Raw genomic sequence first — 20,190 nt, forward strand, 5'->3', positions numbered from 1 at the left:
TAGCCGCGGAGCGCGGCGGGGGCGAGGCCACGGCTTGTACACGACGCCGGCCGGCGGCTCCCGCTCGGATGCGTCGGCCGTCTTCGCACGGCACCGGAGACCGGTGTCAGAGAACCGTCCGCGCCGCCGCGATGAACGCCTTGATGAGCCGCACGTCCTTGACGCCCCGAGAGGACTCGACCCCGCTCGAGACGTCCACACCACTCGGCTTGAGCGCAGAGACGGCAGAGGCGACGTTCTCGGGGGACAGCCCGCCGGCCAGGGCCCAGAAGCCCGAGGGCGCCGAGTCCAGCTCATCCTCGGAGAACCGGGCGCCCGAGCCCGGTACGGCGGCGTCGAGCAGGAGCCGGTCCGGCGAGGACCACCCGGCGGCGGTGCGTCGCGTGTACTCGCCGGCAGCGAGGGCCCGGATCACGCGGAATCCCGCGTCCCGCAAGGAATCCGCCACGGCATCCGGCTCGTCGCCGTGCAGCTGCACCGTGTCGACGCCTGCCTCGCGCGCCAGCCGGGCGATTTCCTCGAGCGACTGGCCGCGCACCACGGCCACGGTCTCGATCTCCTGCCCCGAGCGGTGAGCGGCCTCCCGGGCAGCGCCGACGAGCGAGGCCGCCAGCGCGGCGTCGACCGTCCGGGGGCTCCCCGGCGCGAGGACGAACCCGACCGCGTCCGCCCCCGCATCCACGGCCGTCTCGACGGCCTCTGGCGTGGACAGCCCGCAGATCTTCACCCAGAGCATCAGTTGGCCCCGTCCCGCCCACGCGGGGCGTGCTCGGCCTCGTACCGGACCTTGATGGCCCCGCGCTTGACCTTGACCTCGAGGATCCGCACCCCCGTGAGGTCCGCCAGCGAGCGAACGTGCGTGCCGCCGCACGGCTCTGCGTTGACGCCCTCGATCGTGACGGTGCGGTGGCCCGCCTCGTCCATGGACGCGGAGACGGCGCCACCGTTCGCGAGCACGGCGTCCATCTGCGCCTGGAACTCGGCGCGGACGGCCTCGCGCAGCGCGGGCGTCGCGAGCTCGTCCTCGTGCCCCGCCGGGTCGAAGTCGAGGCGCGCCTGCCCCGGGAAGTGCGAGTGCCCGGCGTGGACCCATCCGCGGGCCTCGCCGAGGTGCCCGAGGACGTGCCCGGCGGTGTGCAGCGCGGCGTGGCGGCGGCGCAGCACCGGGTCCACATGGCACACGACGGCGGCACCCACCTCTGGCGCGGCCGGCACCCCGCGCAGCACCACGAGCCCGTCGTCGGTGCGCGCGGGTGCGACCGGGGCGCCGTCGAGCGTCCCCTCGTCTGAGGGCTGCCCGCCGCCCTTGGGGTGGAAGATGTTCGGCGAGACCGCCGCCCAGGCGCCGTCCTGGTCGGAGCCGGACGCGATCACGGTCGCGGAGGCTTCGGTGAGGTAGGTGTCGTCGTTGTAGGCGTTCGTCTGCTGGGCGAGGGCTGCGGTCACCCATCAAGTGTAGGCGTGGGGCTCGGGCCCCTGCCTCTGGTTCGTGCGGGGGTGAGTGGGTACTGTCGAGGCATGTCCGCGAACCCCGAGGGCGCCACCGCGTACTGGACCACCGGGCCGTACTGCGGCGAACTCCGCCACGAGCCGCTCGCGCCCCTACGGGAGGGCGACGCGCTCGTCAGGACCCTCTACTCGGGCCACTCGCGCGGCACCGAGAACCTCGTGCATGCGGGCAATGTCCCTGCGCGCGTGGCCAAGCTCATGGAGGCACCTCACCAGGAAGGCCACTTCCCCGCGCCGGTGAAGTACGGCTACCTCTCGGTGGGCGTCGTGGAGGCCGGCCCCGGTGACCTCGTGGGCCGCACCGTGTTCTGCCTCTACCCGCACCAAGACCGCTACGTGGTCCCGGTGGGGGACCTGACCGCTGTGCCCGACGGCGTCCCTCCCCGCCGTGCGATCCTCGCCGGGGCGGTCGAGACGGCCGTCAACGCGCTGTGGGAAGCAGGTCCGCGGATCGGCGACCGGGTCGCCGTGGTGGGCTGCGGGCTGATCGGCGGATCGGTCGCCGCGCTGCTGCGGCGCTTTCCCCTTGAGCGCCTCCAGGCCGTTGACCGCGACCCGTCCCGCGTCGAGCTCGCCGCGGCGCTCGGCGTCCCGTTCGTGCTCCCGGAGGACGCCGCCGAGGACTGCGACATCGTCTTCCACGCCTCCGCGACGTCCGCGGGCCTGACCCGCAGCCTCGAGATCGCCGGCGACGACGGCGAGGTCATCGAGCTCTCGTGGTACGGCAGCGGGGACGTGAGCGTGCCCCTCGGCGCCGACTTCCACGCCCGGCGCCTCGCACTGCGCGCGAGCCAGGTGGGGCAGGTCGCCCGGCCGCGACAGGCCCGGCGCACGACGGCGCAACGTCTCGCCCTCGCGCTGGGCCTCCTCAGGGACCCCGTGTTCGACGCGTTCCTCGGCACGCCGTCCGACTTCGCAGACCTGCCCGCGACGATGGACCGCCTCGCGGGGGACACGGGGCGTGCCCCGGCTGGCCCGTCCGGCGCCTCACCCGGCCTGTGCCACCTCATCCGCTATCCGGGGGCGCCGTGACGTCGCCCGGTGTTGAGCGCCAAACCGGTCGGTGGTTGAGCGCCGTCGAACCCCGCACCCGAGGAGGAGCATGTTCACCCTGACGGTCCGAGACCACGTCATGATCGCCCACAGCCTCCCGCGGCCCGCGTTCGGCCCGGCGCAGGGGCTCCACGGCGCCACGTTCGTCGTAGAGCTCACCGTGCGCGCCGAAGCGCTGGACGCGAACTCGACCGTCATGGACATCGGCGAGGCCACGGAACTGCTCTCGGCGGTCCTCGATGGCCTGCGCTACCGCAACCTCGACGACCACCCGGACTTCGCCGGCCGGCTCACCACCACGGAGGTCCTCGCCCAGCATGTGGCCGTCGCCGCGGCGGAGCACTTCCGGCACCTCGGCCACCTCACCGCCGTCGAGGCGACCCTCCGAGAGCACCCCGACGCGTGGGCCTCCTGCACTGTCGAGCTGCCCGGCCGCCGGGACGGGCCGACGGCGGGCCGCGGCGGCCCGGAGCGCCCGGTGCCGGGCCCCGCGTGACTCCGCCCCCGGTGCTGCGGCTCGTGGTCCCCGGCAGCCTCGGCTACTCCTCTGGCGGCACGGTCTACAACGCCGCGCTGCTCGGCGCGCTGCAGAGGATCGGCGCGGCCGCCGAGGAGGTGGCCGTGCCGGGGGCGTGGCCGGTCGGGTCGGACGCGGACCGGCGCCGTCTCGCCGACGCGCTGGTCCCCACCGCCGTCGCGGGCGAGGCCGCACCCGCACACGCGCACGAGCGGCCCGACGCCATAAGCACCGCACCGCGGTCCATGCTCATAGACGGGCTCGCGGCCCTCGGCGCGCCGGGCGAGGTCCGCGCCGCCGCGGGGGCGTGCACGGACGCCGGGACCACACTCGGGATCCTGGTCCACATGTCCCTCGCCGATGCCCCGGGCCTCTCGGCGGCCGAGGCTGCCCGGCTGGCCGGCCTCGAGCGCGAGGCCCTGGCCGCCGCCGTGGTGATCGTCCCGAGCGAGTTCGCCGCGAGGAGGCTCGCCGAGCGCTACGGGCTGCACGCACACGTGGCGCGGCCCGGCGTCGTGCGCGCGCCGGAAGCGCCGGGCAGCGCGGCGGGAGGCGGGCCGCCGCACGTGCTGTGCCTCGCCGCCCTGCTGCCGGGGAAGGGGCAGCTGCGGCTCGTGCAGGCGCTCGGTGCACTGCGGGACGAGCAGTGGACCCTCACGCTCGCGGGGCACGACGCCGCGGACCCGGCCTACGCGCGCGCGGTCGCCGCGGAGGCGGCTCGGCTCGGCATCGCGGACCGTGTCCAGCTGCCGGGGGAGCTGCGCGGGCCCGCGCTCGAGGCCGAGTGGGCGAGGACGGACCTGACGGTCCTCGCGTCCGAGTCGGAGACGTTCGGGCTCTCGGTCGCGGAGGCGCTCGCCCGGGGCGTGCCGGCGATCGTGGGCGCGGGGACGGGGGCGGCCGAGGCGCTGGCCCTCTCGCTCGAGAGCGGTCTCGGGACGGCGGGGAGCGCCCTGGGGCCCGCGTCCGAGGGGACGGACCCGCTCACCGCCGAGCTCGCGCGGTGGCTCGTCGACCCCGGGGTGCGGGCGCGGTGGCGGGCCGCGGCGCGCGCGGCGAGGCCGCTGCTGCCAGGCTGGGAGGGGACGGCGCGCGCCGTCGTGCGGGCGATGAGCCCTACTGGCCTCGCCAGCGCAGGGTCATGAGGAACCCCGTGATCGCGACCGCGAACCCGATCATGATGTTCCAGTTCCCGAGCTCGGGCAACGGGAAGAGCCCCTGGGTCACGTAGAACGTGATGATCCAGAGCAGGCCCACCACCATGAGCCCGAACATGACGTACTTGTACCACTGCGGGGTGGGGCCCTGCGCCCGGGCGGCGCGGCGCTGGCGCTTGGCCTTCTTGGCGGCCCGGCGCGCGGCGTCCTTGGTCCCGGTGCCTTGCTGCGGCTTCTTCTGCTGCGGCTTGTCCGTCGACTCGGGCACTTAACCTCCTCGGGGCCCGCTCGGCACGCGGCGGGGCCCGCTTGGTATCCTGCAGACACCGCCGAAGTGCCGGGGCGCTGCTGCTGACTGCAGTGGGTTCACTGGTTTGCCAGCCAGTCTATCCCGGCGCGCCGGCCCGCCCACTCCACGATTGGCCCGATACATGTCCACGCGCATCCTCGTCATCGACAACTACGATTCATTCGTCTACACCCTCGTCGGGTACCTCCAGCAGCTCGGCGCGGAGACCACCGTGGTGAGGAACGACGACGTCTCGCTCGCCGAGGCGATCGAGCTCGCTGAGGCGCGCGACGGCGTGCTGATCTCGCCCGGGCCGGGCAACCCCGCGGAGGCGGGCGTGTGCATCGACCTCATCAGGTGGTGCGGGGACAACGCGAAGCCGATGCTGGGCGTCTGCCTCGGGCACCAGGCCCTCGCCGAGGCCTACGGCGGGACGGTGACTCATGCCCCGGAGCTCATGCACGGCAAGACGTCGCTCGTGGAGCATGAGGGCCAGGGCGTGTTTGCGGGGCTCCCGAGCCCGTTCACCGCCACCCGGTACCACTCGCTCGTGGCGGCCGCGGACACCATCCCGGACGCTCTCGAGGTCACTGCGCACACGCATTCCGGTGTGGTCATGGGCCTCCAGCACAGGACGGCGCCGCTGTGGGGCGTGCAGTTCCACCCGGAGAGCGTGCTCACCGAGGGCGGCTACCAGATGCTGGGCACGTGGCTCGAGTCCCTGGGGCTCGCCGGGGCCGCGGAGAAGGCCTCGCACCTCAGCCCGCTCATCACCGCAGGCTGAGCCCTGGCGTCACGGGCCGTTCCCGCCGCCCTTCTTGGTCGGCGTGGGGGAGGACGACGGCGTCGAGGTGGGGGTCGGCGACGGGCTCGGCGCCGGCGGCGGGGCCTTGGCCACGACGAGCGTCACGGTGCCCCCCTGATCGATGGTCCCGTGCGCGGCCGGCGTCTCATCCGTGACCGTCCCGGGCGCGACCACCTCGTTCACCTGCTCCTGGGTGGTTGCCGCGAGTCCGAGGGCCTTGAGCGCGTTCTGGGCCGCGTCGAGGGTCATGCCGCGCACATCGGGCACCTCGACCTTGCCGGTCGAGACCGTCAGCTCCACCTCGGAGCCGATGGCCACCGTCTGGCCCACCCCCGGGTTCGTCGAGATGACCGTGCCCTGCGGCGCCTTGGGATCATTGGCGAGGACCGCCTTCGGCTTGATCTTGAGCCCCAGCCCCTGGAGGGTCTGGCGGGCGCCGGCCTCCGTGGCCCCGATGATCGAGTCGGGGATGGTGGCGTTCGCGGGCCCTGCGGAGATCAGCAGTGAGATGGTGGAGCCCTTGGCCAGCTGGGCTCCGGCGTCCGGCACGGTCCTGATCGCCGTCCCCTTGGGGATCGTCGGGTCGTTGGGCCTGTCGATGTTCGGCTGCAGGCCCAGGCCCTGGAGCTTGAGCGTTGCCTCGGTCTCGGTCATGTTCGCGACCGACGGGACCGGGACCATCTGCACGGCGGCCGGCTGGTTCACGTAGTTGTACAGCAGGATCCCGCCACCAGTCGCGAGGAGGAGGGCCGCCATGATGAGCGCCACGATCCACGTCCGGCGCCGCCCGCGGCCGCGCCTGGCACGCTCCTCGTCCCGTGCGTCGTCGAATTCGATGAGCCCCGCCGCCGGGGGCGGCACGACCGGGATCTCCCCGGTGTCGCCGAGGTGGGACGACGCCGGCCGCTCGTCCTCCGCAGCCTCGTTGCCCACCGCGTTGCTGCCGTCCGCTGCGGCGCCCGCCTCCCCGGCAGCAGCCCCGGCGCCGACGAGCCCGACGGCAACGGTGGGGACGCCGCCGTCGTCCGCCGCGGCCGAACCCGGGCGGGCCGGGAGCACGACGCCGGCCCGCGCCGCGCGCAGGGCGCGCTGGAAGGCCGCGGCGCTCGCGAAACGGGCGTCCGGGTCTTTCTCGAGCGCACGGTCGAGGACGCTCTGCAGTGCGGGCGTGACCTCGGGGTTGAACTCCGAGGCCGGAGGCGGCGCGGACTTGACGTGCTGGAGCGCCAGCGAGACGGGCGACTCGCCGACGAACGGCGGGCGGCCCGTGAGGAGCTCGTACAGGAGGCAGCCGGCCGAGTACAGGTCGCTGCGCGCGTCCACCACCTCGCCCTGAGCCTGCTCGGGGGAGAGGTACTGAGCGGTCCCTACCACGGCCTGGGCCTGCGTCATGGTCGCGGCCGTGTCCGCCGTGGCGCGTGCGATCCCGAAGTCCATGACCTTCACCGAGCCCGGTGGGCTGCACACCATGACGTTGGCCGGCTTGATGTCCCGGTGGACGATCCCCTGGCGGTGGCTGTACTCGAGCGCGGACAGCACGCCGAGCACATAGTCCACGGCCTCGTTGGCCGAGACGCCGCCCTCGCGCACCACCTCGCGCAGGGTCTTGCCCGAGACGAGCTCCATGATGATGTACGGGACCGCCACGCTGTGCGGAGACAGTGGGTCGGAGTTGTGCTCTCCCGTGTCGTACACCGCCACGATTGCGGGGTGGTTCAGGCCTGCCACAGCGCGCGCCTCGCGCTCGAACCGCGCACGGAACTGCCCGTCCCGAGCCATATCAGGGCGCAGCATCTTCACTGCGACCGCGCGGCCGAGGCGAAGGTCCTGGCCCTCGAACACGTCCGCCATCCCGCCCTGGCCGATGAGCTGGCCGAGCTCGTATCGGCCCGAGAGGACGATCGGAGCGGGCATGGGCGCGTCCTCTCGTTCCAGGGGCGGATGGGCGGAATGTGTCATGGTGTCAGTTGCCGGGGGCCGTGGGAAGCAGCGAGGGCAGGGCACCGGATGTCTGGGTCGGCGAGGTGTTCGCCGGCGGTGCGGGCGTCGACTGTGCAGGCGGAGGGGTCGTGATGGTCACTGGCGGCTGAACCGAGAGGTACGTGACCGTGATGGTCGATCCGATCGCCACCTCGCCTCCGGGTTCGATCCCGGTGACCTGGCCCATCGTCCCCGTCCGCGACTGCACGGGGTTGAGCACCACCCTCATACCGAGCCCCTCCAGCTGAGCCTTTACCTGAGTGTAGTTCTTGCCCAGGTAGGCGGCCGGGACGATGTTGACCGTGGCGGGGCCGGTGTCGACCGGCGTGCTCGGGGGGGTGCTCGACGGCGGCGCCGAGGACGCAGTGGTCGGGGGCGCGCTCGAGACGGTCGGGGCCTGGCTGCTCGGCGAGTTCGACGGCAGGGGCGACGGGCTGAAGAGCCCGGCGTTGGAGAGCCACACGCCGATCAGCACGAAAAGGAGCAGGAGGACCAGGCCCACGAGCGGCCACGTGAAGGGGCTGCGCTTGCGCGGCTGCCGGCGCGGCGGAACGTCGTCGAGCTGCTCGTCGTCCTCGACCGGCGCGTACAGCGGGTGGTCCGCGTCCTCGCGCGCCGAGGCGCCGGCGTCGGGATCCGCGGTGCCCACCAAGGGGAGGGCCGACGTCGCGGGCACACCCCGCGCTGCCGAGGCACCCGCGGCGGCTGCCGCCGCCCCGGCGGCCCCGGCGAGGCCGGCGCCGCCGACCACGGCGGTGGGGGCCGTGGCCTGCCGGTCCATCTTGCCCGTGGCCACCGCGCTCATGGCCTCGGTCGAGTCGTCGTGGAGGAGCATCCCCGGGACCGCGGCGTGGGCCGCCTGGACATCTCCGCGGCGCAGCGCCTCGGCCGCCTCCGCGAGCTTGATCGCGTTGGCGGGACGGTTGCGCGGGTCCTTGGCGAGCATGGACATGAGCAGGGCCCTCACGGGCGCCGGGATCTGGTCGGGCAGCGGCGGCGGGGCGTCGTTGACCTGGGCGAGCGCGATCGCGATCTGGCTTTCGCCCGAGAACGGCCGGTGGCCCGTGAGGCACTCGTAGCCGATCACCCCGAGCGAGTAGACGTCGCTCGAGCCCGTGGCCTGCTGGCCCGTGGCCTGCTCCGGGGCGAGGTACTGCGCCGTGCCCATGACCTGACCGGTCTGGGTCAGCGGCACCTGGTCGGCGAGCCGCGCGATGCCGAAGTCGGTGACCTTCACACGGTGTTCGGGTGTGATGAGCAGGTTGCCGGGCTTCACGTCGCGGTGCACGAGCCCCTGGCCGTGGGCCACGGCGAGGGCGCGCGCGGTCTGCGCGATGATGTTCAGCGTCCGGTCGGGGGAGAGGACGCGCTCCCGCTCGAGGATCGCGGAGAGCGGCTCGCCCGGGACGAGCTCCATCACGAGGTACGCGGAGCCGGCGGCCTCGCCGTAGTCGAATACGTTCGCGATCCCGTTGTGGTTCAGGAGGGCCGTGTGGCGCGCCTCCGCCCGGAAGCGCTCGAGGAAGCTCGGATCGCCCGCGTACTCCTCCTTGAGGATCTTGATGGCAACGATGCGCCCGAGCACCTGGTCCCGGGCGCGCCATACCTCGCCCATGCCACCGATGGCGATACGGCTCTGCAGCTCGTACCTGCCGCCCAAGGTGATGCCTGACGTCGGTCTCACTTGTTCAACACCGCCTTGAAGATCTTGCTCGCTGTCGGACTGGTCAGCGCGGCGCCCTGGTAGATGTCCACGCCTTCCATCACCACGGTCACCTGAACCTGGGGGTTGTCTGCCGGGGCGAACCCGGTGAACCAGGAATTGTTCAGCATCTGGCCCTTGCTGTCGGTCACACCGAGCTCAGCCGTGCCGGTCTTGCCAGCCACCTGGATGCCCGGCACCGCCGCCTTGCTCGCGATGCCCTGCGAGACCACGCTGGCCATCCAGGTGGTGATCTGGCGCGCGATCTCCGGCGTGGTCGCCGTGCGCAGCACCTCGGGCTTGGGCTGGGACACCACGCGCAGGTCCGGCGCCGTGACCTGCTTGACCAGGGACGGCTTCATCTGGACGCCGCCGTTGGCGATGGCGCTCGTCATGAGCGCGATCTGCAGCGGCGAGGCCTTGACGTCGAACTGCCCGACCGCGGACTGGGCGAGCTGCGCCTGGTCCAGCTTCTGCGGCCACACGCCCGGGGAGTAGTCGAGGTGGAGCTGGTCGCCGGCGTCCTGCCCGAAGCCGAACGCCGCGGCCTGCTTGCCGATCGCGTCCTGCCCGAGGTCCAGCGCGATCGACGCGAACGGGGTGTTGCACGACTGCTGGAGCGCGAAGGCGAAGTCCGCGGTGTCCCGCGTGTAGCAGTTGCCGCCCGCGTAGTTGGGCAGCTTGGTCGTGGTGCCCGGCAGCGTCAGCTCCGCAGGGTTCGGCAGGGTCGAGTCCTTGTTGTACTTGCCGGAGGCGAGGGCCGCCGCCGTGTCGACGAGCTTGAAGACCGAGCCGGGGGCCAGGAGCGCGCCCGTCGGGCCGCTCACGCCCTGGTTGAGGTTGATGCCCGGCTGGGCCGAGATCTGCTTCATCGCCGCCGAGGCTGCTGCCTGGTCCTGGGTGGCGATGAGGTTCGGGTCGTAGCTCGGCTTGGAGACCATCGCGATGATCGCGCCCGTCTTCGGGTTCGTGACTACGATCGAGCCGCGCTGGCCGTCCGGGATGAGGTCGTACGCGAGCTTCTGGATGGCCGGGTCGATGGTGAGCTCGACGGAGGCGCCCTTGGGCTGCTCGCCGAGGAAGAGCTGGCGGATCTTGTCCAGGAGCAGCTGGTCCGACGTCCCGGTGAGGGTCGAGTTCATCGAGTTCTCGAGGCCCGAGGAGCCGTACACGTTGGAGTAGAAGCCCGTCAGCCCCGCATACAGCGCGGCGTCGCCCGGGTAGGTGCGCTGGAACTTGCACGAGTCCGAACCGCTCGCCACCGACTGCGCGATCGGCTTGCCGGCCACGGTGATGGGTCCGCGCTCCTGGCAGAAGGTCTGCAGGATGGCGCGGTTGTTCTGGCTGTTCTTGTTCAGCTCGTCCGCGCCGATCACCTGCACGTAGCTGATGGCGCCCATGACGAGGGCGAACATGGCGGCGATGGCCACCCATGCATTGCGGATCGCCTGGTTCACTGGGTCGTCACCGCCTGGGTCGTGGTCGTGTCTGTGTGCGCGTTCCGCCGTCTCGGCCAGGACAGCGACGCCTCCGGCCCGTCGTCCGAGGCGAACGGGGCGTTGTTGACCGGCCGCCGCGCGATGTTGGAGATCACGAGCAGGAGCGCCACGATGGTCCAGTTCGCGAGGAGGGACGAGCCGCCGGCGGCGAGGAACGGCGTCGTGAGTCCCGTGAGCGGGATCAGGCGCGTGACCCCGCCCATGATCACGAAGACCTGGAGCCCCACGGCCGCGGAAAGACCCGCGGCGAGAAGCTTGCCGAACGAGTCGCGCGCGCCGAGGGCCGCGCGGAAGCCGCGGGAGACGAGGATCGCGTAGAGCAGGACGATCGAGAACAGCCCCACGAGCCCGAGTTCCTCGCCGAAGGCGGCGACGATCATGTCCGAGTGTGCGAACGGGACGAGGTCGGGACGCCCCTGGCCGAGGCCGGTTCCCAGCAGGCCGCCGTTGGCCATGCCGAACAGGCCCTGCACCACCTGGTAGCTGCTGCCGTACGTGCGCCCGTATACGTCGGGGGAGAACGCGTTGAGCCAGCCGTCGATCCGGAGCCGGATGTGGGGCAGGACCACGCTCGCGCCCATGGCCCCGGCAAACATGAGCAGGATGCCGAGGATGGCCCAGCTGACGCGGCTCGTGGCGATGTAGATGGTGGAGATGAAGATGCCGAAGAACAGGATCGACATGCCGAGGTCGTGCTGGAAGATCAGGATGCCGATCGCCACGATCCAGGCCACGACCATGGGCCCGAGGTCCCGGAACCGCGGCAGCTGGAGCTTCCCGATCCGGCGCCCCGCCAGGAGGATCAGGTCGCGGTTCGTGGAGAGGTATCCGGCGAAGAAGACCGCGATGGTGATCTTCGCGACCTCGCCCGGCTGGAAGGTCGAGCCGCCGATCCGGATCCACACCTGCGCGCCGTTGATCTCGCCCGCGGTGATGCCCGGAACGAGGGGCAGGAGCAGGAGCACGGCGCTGACGGCCAGGGAGATGTACGTGAACCGACGCAGCACCCGGTGGTCCTTGAGGAACCAGATCACGGCGATGGCCAGCACCATGCCCACCACCGTCCAGCGGGCCTGGACGTTGCCGTAGTCGGTCTGCGGAGTGTCCAGCCGGTGGATCATGGCCAGCCCGAGTCCGTTGAGCGTCACCACGATCGGAAGGATGAGTGGATCAGCATACTTTGCCCGGAAGCGCAGCACTATATGAATCGCGAGGGATGGAAGGATCAGGAGCGCGGCCTGCTGCCAGAAGTCGCCCCCGAAGGCCGTGCCGTCCTGCAGGCCCTTCATCGTGTTCGCGCCGATGGCCACGGCCCAGGCCATGAGCAGCAGCGCGAGCTCCACGTTGCGCCGCGGCCTCGCCACGGTTTCCAGGCCGCTCATGGGGTGCCTCCCAGGCAGGGGTCGGGGGTGGTGGTGGGGCTCGCACTCGGCGAGGCGCTACCGGCGGCGGCGCCGCTTGGGACGGCCGACGGCGCCGGGCTGGCCGGCGGTGCAGGCGCACCGGAGGCGGTGGCGGGCGCGGTTCCGGACGCCGTGGGGCTCGCGGTGGCCCCGGAGCCCGGCAGGCAGCCGCGCGGATCGGCCTGGATGCTCTTCACGAGATCCTCGGCGGCCTCGAGGCCGTCGGCGGGGACGCCGGATCGGAGACGGGTCTGGGTGTACGGCGTGAGCGAGTCGATCGAGATGTTCGTGACCGAGTGCACGTGCGAGAGCGGGATTGGACCCAGCTGCTGCGAGACGCCGTTGTAGATCGCCACCCGGCTGTCGTAGACGCCGAGGTAGTAGCGCGTCTGCGTCCAGGCGTAGCCGAACCACGCCCCGAGGATGAGCACGAGTGCGGCGATCGCGCCGAGGCCGATCGTGAACCAGCGCCGGACCAGCCTGCGCCCCACGCCCGTGGCCCCCGGCTCCTCGACGTCTGCCGGGGGCTCGGGGCTGCGGTGGGTGAGGACCGTGGCCGCCCGCCGGGCGGCCGTCCGGCTCGCGACCGCGGGCAGGGACCCGCTCTCCGCGGCAGCCGCGGCGGCGCCGACAAGCTCATGCGGCCGCGAGTCGAGCTCGCGCCGGAGCACCTCGGCCGAGAGGTGAGCGCCGAGGTTGGGATCGGTGGGAGGCTCCTCGCGGCTCGGCGGCTCGACTTGGTCGGCGTCGGTGTCCGGGCCGATCGGGATGGGCGCTGCGGCGTCCTCGGCCTTCACCGGCCGAGCGTTCTCGGCGTCGGCCTTCGCCGACGGGACCCCCGCCGCCGCCCCCGCCGCCGGGGAGCTGGGACGCGGCGGCTGGGCTGCGGCGGCCGAGGTCACCGGAGTGCGCGCGGCCGCCACCGCGGTGAGCGGGGCGGCAGCGGCCGCCTGCGCGGGAGTAGCCAGCCCGGCGTCGTCCTCGTCCTCCGGTGCGGTGACCACGTCCGCGACGATGACTGTGACGTTATCCGGGGCGCCCGCGGCGAGCGTGAGCTCGACGAGGCGGTCCGCGCATTCCGCCGGGTCCTCGAACTCTCGCAGGGTCCGCGCTACGAGGGGCAGGGGCACGTAGTTCAGGCCGTCGGAGCACAGGAGCCAGCGCTCGCCCTCCACGGCGGGGAAGGTGGCAAGGTCCAGCTCGGGGCTCGCGTCCACGTCGCCGAGCACGCGCATGAGCACGTTCTTGTGCGGGTGGGTCTCGGCCTCTTCGGGCCGCAGCCGGCCCTCGTTGATGAGCCGCTGGACGAAGGTGTGGTCGGTGGAGACCTGCTCGATGTCGTTGCCGCGCAGGCGGTAGGCCCGGGAGTCGCCGATGTGCGCGAACGCGAAGTCGCCGCCCGAGAGCAGGAGCGCCGTCACGGTGGTGCCCATGCCGGCCAGGAGCGGGTTGGCGCTCACGAGCTCCGAAAGGAGCGAGTTCGCGGTCTGGATCTCGTCCGCGAGCTGGGTCGAGGCTTCCCCCTCGGCATACTCGCCGTGGTCGAGGTGGATGAGGTCCAGCACCGTCGAGGCGCTCGCCACGTCGCCGCCCGCGTGCCCGCCCATGCCGTCGGCGACCACCACGAGATGACGGCCCGCGTAGGCGGAGTCGTCATTCTTGGAGCGCAGGCGGCCCACATCGGACCGGGCCGCGTACCGAAGGATCAGCGGGGCGTCAGCCAAAATCAGGGCCTCAGCTCGATCACGGTCTTGCCGATGCGGATCGGCACACCCAGCTCGACCGGCTGGGCGCGTGTGAGCTGCTGGTCGGCGAGGTACGTGCCGTTCGTGGACCCGAGGTCCTCGATGAACCACCGGCTGCCTTGGGGGAACAGCCTGGCGTGGCGGCCGGACGCGTAGTCGTCCTCGAGCACGAGCGTCGCCTCCTGGGCGCGGCCGAGCAGCACCGGCGTGCCCTCCAGCGGGAGGGTCGTGCCGGCCAGCGGGCCCTCGACGACCACGAGCTGGCGGGCGTGCTGCCGCGCGGGCGGCTCGGCGAGCTCCGGGTTCCTCCGCACCTGCCGCGCCGTGGGGGCGCCGGTCTTGTTGCGGCGCCCGATCGCGAGGTCGCGGCGCATCGCGCCGACCACGCTGAAGACGAGGAGCCACATGAGCAGGAGGAAGCCCAGCCGCAGAGCGGTGAGCGTCAGGTCGTTCACGCGTTTCCTCCCCGGGGTGCCGGAAGCATGCGGAAGACGATCTTGGTGCGGCCCATCGTGATGGCCGTGCCGTCGTGGAGCTCGGCGCTGCCCTCGAGGCGCCGGCCGTTGATGTAGCTGCCGTTGGTCGAGCCCAAGTCCACAGCGTACGTGGTGCCTCCGTCCCGGCGGATCTCAAGGTGCCGGCGGGAGACGCCCGTGTCGTCGACCACGATGTCCGCCTCGTTCGAGCGGCCTAGAACCACGGAGTCAGCGTTCACCGAGTACCGCTGGCCGTCGATCTCGAGGACGGGCACGAGGGACGTGGGCTGCCGCGTCGGTGCGGCTGGGAAGCTCGGGCGCGATGGGCCCTTCTCCGTGCTGGAGACGACCTCGAACTCGCCGGCCTTGAGCGCGGCGTCGTGCCGGAACGTGAAGCGCACCGGGCCCTGGAGGGTGTAGCCCTGGGAGCGGGCGTGCTTGACCGCCACGTCGCACAGCTCCTCGGCCAGCGGCTGGCCCCAGCCGCGGGCGCGCTCGAAGTCGGCGTCGGAGAGGTGCGCCTCGAAGACGTTCGGCGCCAGGGTGCGGCCCTGGTCGATGGAGAACGCCTGGCGGTCCATTTCACGGCGGAGCCGACTCGCGATCTCCACCGGCTGCACCTGGCCCTTCGACCCCGTGGAGAAGACGCCGTGGACGGCCTTCTCGATGCCGCGCTCGAGCCTGTCGAGCAGTCCCATGTGCCCCTCCTTTCCGGTCTCCGCCCGCGTTGGTTCGCGGGCCTGGGCGTGCCTTGCTGCGCGTCCACACCGTCGCCGGAGGTGCACAGTCCTCTCCCGATAGTACTGGGACCGCCTCGGTATCACCTGATCGGCCCGCTCCGCGCCCCTGGGCCTTGACGCACGACGGCGCCGCCCTCCATCCTCCCCCGGCTCATCCTTCTGCGCCCGCCCCCCGAACCCGCTTCTAACCCGCTGCGCGGGCGCTGATTTCGCAATCCGCTTGTCGCTCGGCTATGCTGGTTCTCGCTGCTTTCGCGGGGTTCGGCTGCTGTCCGGACGCTGCGTGGGTGTTGCGCGCGAGTGGCGGAACGGCAGACGCGCTGGCTTCAGGTGCCAGTGTCCGAAAGGGCGTGCGGGTTCAAATCCCGCCTCGCGCACACATGGAAGGGCCCCGGTCGGGAGACCGGGGCCCTTCTGCTATCCATCAGGCCCTCGCGAAATGGTGGGTTGAGCAGGGTGCGGGCCGCCCGCACCCTGCTCAACCCACCATTTCCGGGACGTTCTCCTAGTCCCCGTCCCGCAGCCCGATCGGCCGGATGAGCACCCGCAGCGGCGTGATGATCCACCGGTTGCCGGTCTCGCGGAATTCGGCGTGGCTCGAGAACTCATACAGCGCGTTGCGCACCCGCACCCACTGCGGACGCTGCCCGTGGAACGGGTCCTCGCGCAGGAGTCTGAGCGTGGCCGGGTCGGCGCGCAGGAGCTTCATGAGGAACTCGTAGAACCAGTCCTCGTGCACCGTGCGCAGCGGAAGGAACCACATGAGCCAGTCGAGCCGCAGGTGGTAGGGCGCCCACTGCCGCGGGATCCGGTTGGCCTCGCCGGGCTTGCCGCGGAACCGGTACTCGCGCCACTCGGCGTCCTCCGCCGGCACCGTGTCCAGCGTCCCCTCCACGACGATCTCCACCCGGTTCCTCGTCACCGACCCGAATGCCCCGTACGTGTTGACGAGCTGCCACCGGTTGAAGGCGGCATTCATGAGCTGGTTCGAGGACACGAGGTTCTTGGCCGGCCACCACGACAGCGCCAGCAGGAGCAGCGACGCGGCGAGCACGACGGCGACCCACGCCCAGGCGACCCAGTCGCCCGAGGCGGGCCACGCCGTCGTGCGCCCTGAACCCCAGCCGATCGCCGAGGGGATGAACGGGAGCAGCCAGCGCACCGCAGAGTCCCCGACCGCGGCGAAAGCGAGCACGATCGCGGACCAGTTCAGCCACGCGAAGTTCCCCGAGAGCACGAGCCACAGCTGCGTCACGACCACCACGGCCGCGGCGACGGACCCGACAGGCTGCGGGAAGAAGAGCAGGAACGGGACCACGAGCTGCGCGACGTGGTTCCCGACCACCTCGGAGCGGTGCATCCACTTGGGCAGGAGGTGGAACTGGCGGGACAGCGGGCCGGGCATGGGCTGGGTCTCGTGGTGGTAGTAGAGCGCCGTGAGGTTGCGCCACTCGGACCCGCCCCGGATCTTGATCATCCCCGCGCCGAACTCGAGGCGGAACACGAGCCACACGAGCAGGATGAGGATGGGGCGCGGGGGAGGGACCTGGTCGGAGCCGAGGAACGCGACCGTGAATCCGGCCTCGAGCAGGAGCATCTCCCACCCGAAGCCGTAGAACGTCTGCCCCACGTTCACGATCGACATGTACAGGCCCCACAGCACCCCGAACGCGATCAGCGGGACCCACCACGGCCCGATCTGCGGGACGCCGAGCACGAGCAGGCCGGAGACCACGAGTCCCACTGCGCACACCCAGCGGAACAGCCGGTCCGAGTACCGGTAGCGGAACAGGCTCGGGCGGCGGAGGCGATGGAATCCCGCGACGTAGTTCGACGCGGGCAGAAGGCCGTGCTCGCCCAGGAGCGCCGGGAACTGGTTGAGGGAGGAGAGGAACGCGACGAAGAAAAGGGCCGCCACCCCGCGCTGCAGGACCCAGCGCGCCACCTCGGAGTCGGTGGCGGCGAACCACGTCATGAACGCGTCCACGCTCCAACGCTACGCCGTGCGCCCCGGCCTCAGGCAGGGGCGGTAGGCTCTATCCGCCGTGACTTCCGACCCCCACGCCGCCCACCGCAGCCAGACGCCAGCCGGCCCCGCGCACGACGCCGCGGCCGCGCCTCCCGCTGCCCCCGCGCCGTCGCGCCTCACGGGGCCGTCGCGGCTGCCTGCCCCGGGGCGCTTCGCGCATCCGTTCTCGCCGGGAGTCCTCGCGCTCGTGTTCGGGGGCGGGGTACTTGGGGCGATGTCGCGGTGGGCGCTCGGGGTCGCGATCCCCGCGCCCGACGGCTGGCCGCTGCCGACCCTCCTCATCAACCTCGCCGGCGCCCTCGCGCTCGGTGCGCTGCTCGAGTCGCTTGCCCGACGCGGGCCGGACGTCGGCGTGCGGCGGCTCGTGCGCCTCACCGTGGGGACGGGGTTCTTGGGGGCGTTCACCACGTACTCGACGCTCGCCGTTGACGGCGCGCGCCTGTTCACGGGTGGCCGCACGGCCGACGGCGCGTGGTACCTCGCGCTGTCCCTGCTCGTCGGCGCGGCGGCCACCCTGCTCGGCATCGCGGGGGCGGCCTGGCTGCACCGCCAGGACCGGCGCGGGCTCGCGGCCGAGGCCCACGTCGCCGCGCACCCCCACGGCGGGCACCCGCACCCCGATTCTGAAGGTCACCTCCTGGGGGGCACATCACGTGACCCCCAGGAGGTGACTTCCAGGCGGGAAGGGGATGCGCCGTGACCCCCGCGGAGGCGCTCCTGCTGGGAGCGGCGGGCGGGGTCGGCGCCGTCGCGCGCTACGTGCTCGACACGGCGGTGAGCCGCCGGCTCAAGGGCCCCCTGCCGTTCGCGACGATCGGCATCAACGCCACGGGCTCGTTCCTGCTGGGCCTGATCGCGGGGGCGGTGATCGCCGGGGTCGCCGACCCCACGGTCCAGGCCGTCCTGGGCACCGGGTTCCTGGGTGGGTACACGACCTTCTCCACCGCGAGCTACCAGAGCGTGAGCCTCGCGCTGAGCGGTCGGTGGGCGGCCGCCGTCGTGAACGGGGTGGGGACGCTCGCGCTGTGCCTCGCCGCCGCGTTCGGGGGCCTCGCGCTCGGCGGCGCGCTCTGACGCGGGCCGCCGGGGGAGAGCGGCCTACTCGATCTCGCCGGTCACCACCATGACCGCGCGCCCGAGTGTGTGGAAGAAGATGTTGAAGCCGAGGTACGCGGGGGACGCGTCGGGGCCGACGCCGAGGTCCTCGACATCGAGGGCGTGGACCGTGATGAAGTACCGGTGCGGGCCGTGGCCGGAGGGCGGGGCGGCACCGACGAACTGGGCCGTGCCGCCGTCGTTCTTGAGCTGGAACGCACCCGCGGGGAGCTGGTCCCCGGCGGCGGTCCCGGCTCCCTCGGGCAGCTCGGACGCGGACGCGGGGATGTTCGCGACGGCCCAGTGCCAGAATCCCGATTGGGTGGGCGCGTCCGGGTCGAAGACCGTGACGGCGTAGCTCTTGGTGCCCTCGGGCGCACCGGACCACGACAGCTGCGGGGAGACGTCCTCGCCCCCGGGGACGTCGAATGCGCCGGAGTACTGGGGTGGCGGCCACGCGCCGCCATCCGTGACCGTGGTGCTCGTGACGGTGAAGCTGGCCGTGGGCGGGATGCGGTCAAAGGGGTCGTTGCCACTCATGGACCGATCCTAGGCCGCGAAATGGTGGGTTGTGCAGGGTCGAAGGCGGCTCGACCCTGCACAACCCACCATTTGCGGGACGGTGGCCGGGTACCTAGCCGCGCCGCAGGGCCCGGAGCACCATGACCGCTGCGGCGACCATGAGCGCGGCCCCGATCGCGGACGTGTACACGACGCCGGAGTCGAAGGCCCGGTGCGCTGAGTCAAGGAGCGTCGAGGCGGCGTCGGCGGGGAGGGACCGCGCAGCCTCCACCGCGCCCGCGAGCGTCTCGCGCGCCCGCGCCGCCTCTGCGGCCGTCAGCTCTGCGGGGACCTGGACCCCGGCGCGGAACGCAGCCCCGAGCACGCTCCCGAGGACTGCGGTGCCGAGGACCGCGCCGAGCTCGTAGGCGGTCTCCGAGATGGCGGAGGCCGCACCGGCCTTCGCGGGCGGGACGGCGCCGAGGATGAGGTCATTGGAGAGGGTCTCAGCGAGGCCGACGCCCGCGCCCGTCACGGCGAAGCCGGTGAGGATGGCCGCGAGGGAGCCGTCCCGCCCGAACGCGAGCACCACGGCATACCCGGCAGCGTTGAGCAGCAGGCCCGCGACGATGACGGACCCGGCCGAGAATCGCGCGGCGAGCCGCACCGCCGCGAGGCCCGCGACGATCGAGAGGGCCGTCCCGGGCAGCATGAGTAGGCCGGCCTCGAGCGGTTCCTTCCCGGCCACGAGCTGGAGGTGCTGTGCAAGGAAGTACATGAATCCCACGAGCGAGAAGATGCTCAGCAGGTTCGCGGCCAGGCCCGCGCTGAACGCCGGGCGTGCGAACAGCCGCACGTCGAGCATCGGCGGCACGCCGCGCCGGGCCCGGCCCAGCTGGCGCCTGACGAATGCTGTGCCGAGCCCCAGCCCGGCGAGGATCGCCCCGGCGGCGACTGGGCCGGCGTCGTGCGCGAGCTCCTTGATCCCCCATACGAGCGCGACGGCGGCGCCCACCACGAGCGCGATCCCCGCCGGGTCGACGGGCGACGGCGCGGGGTCGCGGGAGTCGGGCACGAGGACCGGGGCGAGGAGCAGCGCGGGGACGAGCATGGGCACGGCGACAAGGAACACGGAGCCCCACGCGTAGCGCGCAAGGCGCCGCCCACGAGCGGCCCGAGGGCCGCGCCGCCGGAGAACACGGCGGCCCAGACCGCGACGGCGAGGCGCCGCTCGCGCGCGTCCGTGAAGATGTTGCGGATCAGGGACAGCGTGGCGGGCATGATCATCGAGCCGAACACGCCGATGAGCGCGCGGGCCGCGATGAGCTGGCCCGGGGTGGCGGCGAACGCCGCGGCGGCGGAGACGAGCGCGAAGCCCGTGGCGCCGATGAGCAGGACGCGGCGCCGGCCGATCCTGTCCCCGATCGACCCCATCGGGACCAGAAGGCCCGCCAGGACGAGCGAGTAGACGTCCACGATCCACAGCATCTCGGTGGAGGTGGGCTGCAGCGCGAGCGAGATGGCGGGCACGGCGAAGCTCAGCACCGTGTTGTCCACGGCGATGAGCAGCACGGGGAACATGAGTGCCGTCAGCGCGAGCCAGCGGCGGGTCTTCGAGATGGTCGTGGTCCGTGGTGATGCCTGGACCTGGGCGGCCTGGTTCATCGGGGGCTCCTTGAGGCGGGAATGC

General features: G+C 72.4%; 18 protein-coding genes, 1 tRNA gene and 1 pseudogene. 7 read left to right on the top strand and 13 right to left on the bottom strand.

Features of this window, described 5'->3' with window-relative positions; genetic code table 11:
• Positions 1–106: 106 nt before the first annotated feature.
• Positions 107–736, bottom strand: coding sequence for a phosphoribosylanthranilate isomerase (locus tag SCMU_RS00740; RefSeq protein ID WP_229231064.1), 630 nt, complete (start codon positions 734–736; stop codon positions 107–109).
• Positions 736–1,446, bottom strand: coding sequence for an alanyl-tRNA editing protein (locus SCMU_RS00745; protein WP_229231065.1), 711 nt, complete (start codon positions 1,444–1,446; stop codon positions 736–738). Before SCMU_RS00745 ends, SCMU_RS00740 begins: the two co-directional genes overlap by 1 nt.
• A 72-nt stretch (positions 1,447–1,518) precedes the next feature.
• Between SCMU_RS00745 and SCMU_RS00750 the strand changes: the two genes are divergently transcribed.
• From SCMU_RS00750 to SCMU_RS00760, 3 genes are all read left to right on the top strand, one after another.
• Positions 1,519–2,541, top strand: coding sequence for a zinc-dependent alcohol dehydrogenase (locus SCMU_RS00750; protein WP_229231066.1), 1,023 nt, complete (start codon positions 1,519–1,521; stop codon positions 2,539–2,541).
• Between the two features lie 70 nt (positions 2,542–2,611).
• A complete protein-coding gene (locus SCMU_RS00755; protein WP_229231067.1) occupies positions 2,612–3,058 on the top strand; it encodes a 6-pyruvoyl trahydropterin synthase family protein in 447 nt (148 codons plus the stop codon).
• Complete coding sequence (locus tag SCMU_RS00760; protein WP_229231068.1) at positions 3,055–4,224, top strand: glycosyltransferase family 4 protein; 1,170 nt, start codon at positions 3,055–3,057, stop codon at positions 4,222–4,224. The genes SCMU_RS00755 and SCMU_RS00760 overlap by 4 nt, the downstream gene beginning before the upstream one ends.
• Here the strand turns inward: SCMU_RS00760 and SCMU_RS00765 are convergent.
• On the bottom strand, positions 4,196–4,504 hold the full coding sequence (locus SCMU_RS00765) for a cell division protein CrgA (protein WP_229231069.1): 309 nt from the start codon (positions 4,502–4,504) through the stop codon (positions 4,196–4,198). The two genes, SCMU_RS00760 and SCMU_RS00765, sit on opposite strands and share 29 nt — an antisense overlap.
• A gap of 163 nt (positions 4,505–4,667) precedes the next feature.
• Between SCMU_RS00765 and SCMU_RS00770 the strand changes: the two genes are divergently transcribed.
• Positions 4,668–5,309: an aminodeoxychorismate/anthranilate synthase component II gene (locus SCMU_RS00770; protein WP_229231070.1), complete on the top strand. Its 642-nt coding sequence runs from the start codon at positions 4,668–4,670 to the stop codon at positions 5,307–5,309.
• A gap of 9 nt (positions 5,310–5,318) precedes the next feature.
• On the opposite strand, the gene pknB is transcribed toward SCMU_RS00770, so the two are convergent.
• From pknB to SCMU_RS00805, 7 genes are read right to left on the bottom strand one after another with little or no spacing between them, the layout of a single operon-like run.
• Positions 5,319–7,244, bottom strand: coding sequence for a Stk1 family PASTA domain-containing Ser/Thr kinase (pknB, locus tag SCMU_RS00775; protein ID WP_229231071.1), 1,926 nt, complete (start codon positions 7,242–7,244; stop codon positions 5,319–5,321).
• A gap of 49 nt (positions 7,245–7,293) precedes the next feature.
• Positions 7,294–8,994: a serine/threonine-protein kinase gene (locus SCMU_RS00780; protein ID WP_229231072.1), complete on the bottom strand. Its 1,701-nt coding sequence runs from the start codon at positions 8,992–8,994 to the stop codon at positions 7,294–7,296.
• Positions 8,991–10,469: a peptidoglycan D,D-transpeptidase FtsI family protein gene (locus SCMU_RS00785; protein WP_443020191.1), complete on the bottom strand. Its 1,479-nt coding sequence runs from the start codon at positions 10,467–10,469 to the stop codon at positions 8,991–8,993. The genes SCMU_RS00780 and SCMU_RS00785 overlap by 4 nt, the downstream gene beginning before the upstream one ends.
• Positions 10,466–11,893, bottom strand: a complete 1,428-nt coding sequence (locus SCMU_RS00790; RefSeq protein WP_229231074.1) for an FtsW/RodA/SpoVE family cell cycle protein — start codon at positions 11,891–11,893, stop codon at positions 10,466–10,468. Before SCMU_RS00790 ends, SCMU_RS00785 begins: the two co-directional genes overlap by 4 nt.
• Positions 11,890–13,638: a PP2C family protein-serine/threonine phosphatase gene (locus SCMU_RS00795; RefSeq protein WP_229231075.1), complete on the bottom strand. Its 1,749-nt coding sequence runs from the start codon at positions 13,636–13,638 to the stop codon at positions 11,890–11,892. The genes SCMU_RS00790 and SCMU_RS00795 overlap by 4 nt, the downstream gene beginning before the upstream one ends.
• Positions 13,639–13,640: 2 nt before the next feature.
• Positions 13,641–14,114: an FHA domain-containing protein FhaB/FipA gene (locus tag SCMU_RS00800; RefSeq protein ID WP_371829618.1), complete on the bottom strand. Its 474-nt coding sequence runs from the start codon at positions 14,112–14,114 to the stop codon at positions 13,641–13,643.
• Positions 14,111–14,833 (bottom strand): FHA domain-containing protein, encoded by a 723-nt coding sequence (locus SCMU_RS00805; RefSeq protein WP_229231076.1) that lies wholly within the window; start codon positions 14,831–14,833, stop codon positions 14,111–14,113. Before SCMU_RS00805 ends, SCMU_RS00800 begins: the two co-directional genes overlap by 4 nt.
• A 336-nt stretch (positions 14,834–15,169) precedes the next feature.
• Here SCMU_RS00805 and SCMU_RS00810 point away from each other — a divergent pair.
• A tRNA-Leu gene (locus SCMU_RS00810) sits at positions 15,170–15,252 on the top strand.
• Between the two features lie 128 nt (positions 15,253–15,380).
• Here the strand turns inward: SCMU_RS00810 and SCMU_RS00815 are convergent.
• On the bottom strand, positions 15,381–16,850 hold the full coding sequence (locus tag SCMU_RS00815) for a lipase maturation factor family protein (RefSeq protein ID WP_443020363.1): 1,470 nt from the start codon (positions 16,848–16,850) through the stop codon (positions 15,381–15,383).
• A gap of 70 nt (positions 16,851–16,920) precedes the next feature.
• Here SCMU_RS00815 and SCMU_RS00820 point away from each other — a divergent pair, with 70 nt between their 5' ends.
• Together SCMU_RS00820 and SCMU_RS00825 are read left to right on the top strand one after the other, a co-directional pair.
• A complete protein-coding gene (locus tag SCMU_RS00820) occupies positions 16,921–17,604 on the top strand; it encodes a fluoride efflux transporter FluC (RefSeq protein ID WP_229231078.1) in 684 nt (227 codons plus the stop codon).
• Positions 17,601–17,978 (top strand): fluoride efflux transporter FluC, encoded by a 378-nt coding sequence (locus SCMU_RS00825; RefSeq protein WP_229231079.1) that lies wholly within the window; start codon positions 17,601–17,603, stop codon positions 17,976–17,978. The genes SCMU_RS00820 and SCMU_RS00825 overlap by 4 nt, the downstream gene beginning before the upstream one ends.
• Before the next feature lie 24 nt (positions 17,979–18,002).
• On the opposite strand, the gene SCMU_RS00830 is transcribed toward SCMU_RS00825, so the two are convergent.
• Complete coding sequence (locus SCMU_RS00830) at positions 18,003–18,539, bottom strand: YbhB/YbcL family Raf kinase inhibitor-like protein (RefSeq protein WP_229231080.1); 537 nt, start codon at positions 18,537–18,539, stop codon at positions 18,003–18,005.
• Between the two features lie 94 nt (positions 18,540–18,633).
• A pseudogene (locus tag SCMU_RS21090) lies at positions 18,634–20,165 on the bottom strand (MFS transporter).
• Between the last annotated feature and the right edge of the window lie 25 nt (positions 20,166–20,190).

This window comes from Sinomonas cyclohexanicum (genome assembly GCF_020886775.1).
GTDB lineage: Bacteria > Actinomycetota > Actinomycetes > Actinomycetales > Micrococcaceae > Sinomonas > Sinomonas cyclohexanicum.

What these genes read in the sequence shown, in the direction of transcription:
- SCMU_RS00830 (WP_229231080.1), bottom strand. Translation starts at nt 18,539, where the DNA reads ATGAGTGGCAACGACCCCTTTGACCGCATCCCGCCCACGGCCAGCTTC.
- pknB (WP_229231071.1), bottom strand. Translation starts at nt 7,244, where the DNA reads ATGCCCGCTCCGATCGTCCTCTCGGGCCGATACGAGCTCGGCCAGCTC.
- SCMU_RS00815 (WP_443020363.1), bottom strand. Translation starts at nt 16,850, where the DNA reads ATGACGTGGTTCGCCGCCACCGACTCCGAGGTGGCGCGCTGGGTCCTG.
- SCMU_RS00740 (WP_229231064.1), bottom strand. Translation starts at nt 736, where the DNA reads ATGCTCTGGGTGAAGATCTGCGGGCTGTCCACGCCAGAGGCCGTCGAG.
- SCMU_RS00755 (WP_229231067.1), top strand. Translation starts at nt 2,612, where the DNA reads ATGTTCACCCTGACGGTCCGAGACCACGTCATGATCGCCCACAGCCTC.
- SCMU_RS00805 (WP_229231076.1), bottom strand. Translation starts at nt 14,833, where the DNA reads ATGGGACTGCTCGACAGGCTCGAGCGCGGCATCGAGAAGGCCGTCCAC.
- SCMU_RS00790 (WP_229231074.1), bottom strand. Translation starts at nt 11,893, where the DNA reads ATGAGCGGCCTGGAAACCGTGGCGAGGCCGCGGCGCAACGTGGAGCTC.
- SCMU_RS00770 (WP_229231070.1), top strand. Translation starts at nt 4,668, where the DNA reads ATGTCCACGCGCATCCTCGTCATCGACAACTACGATTCATTCGTCTAC.
- SCMU_RS00750 (WP_229231066.1), top strand. Translation starts at nt 1,519, where the DNA reads ATGTCCGCGAACCCCGAGGGCGCCACCGCGTACTGGACCACCGGGCCG.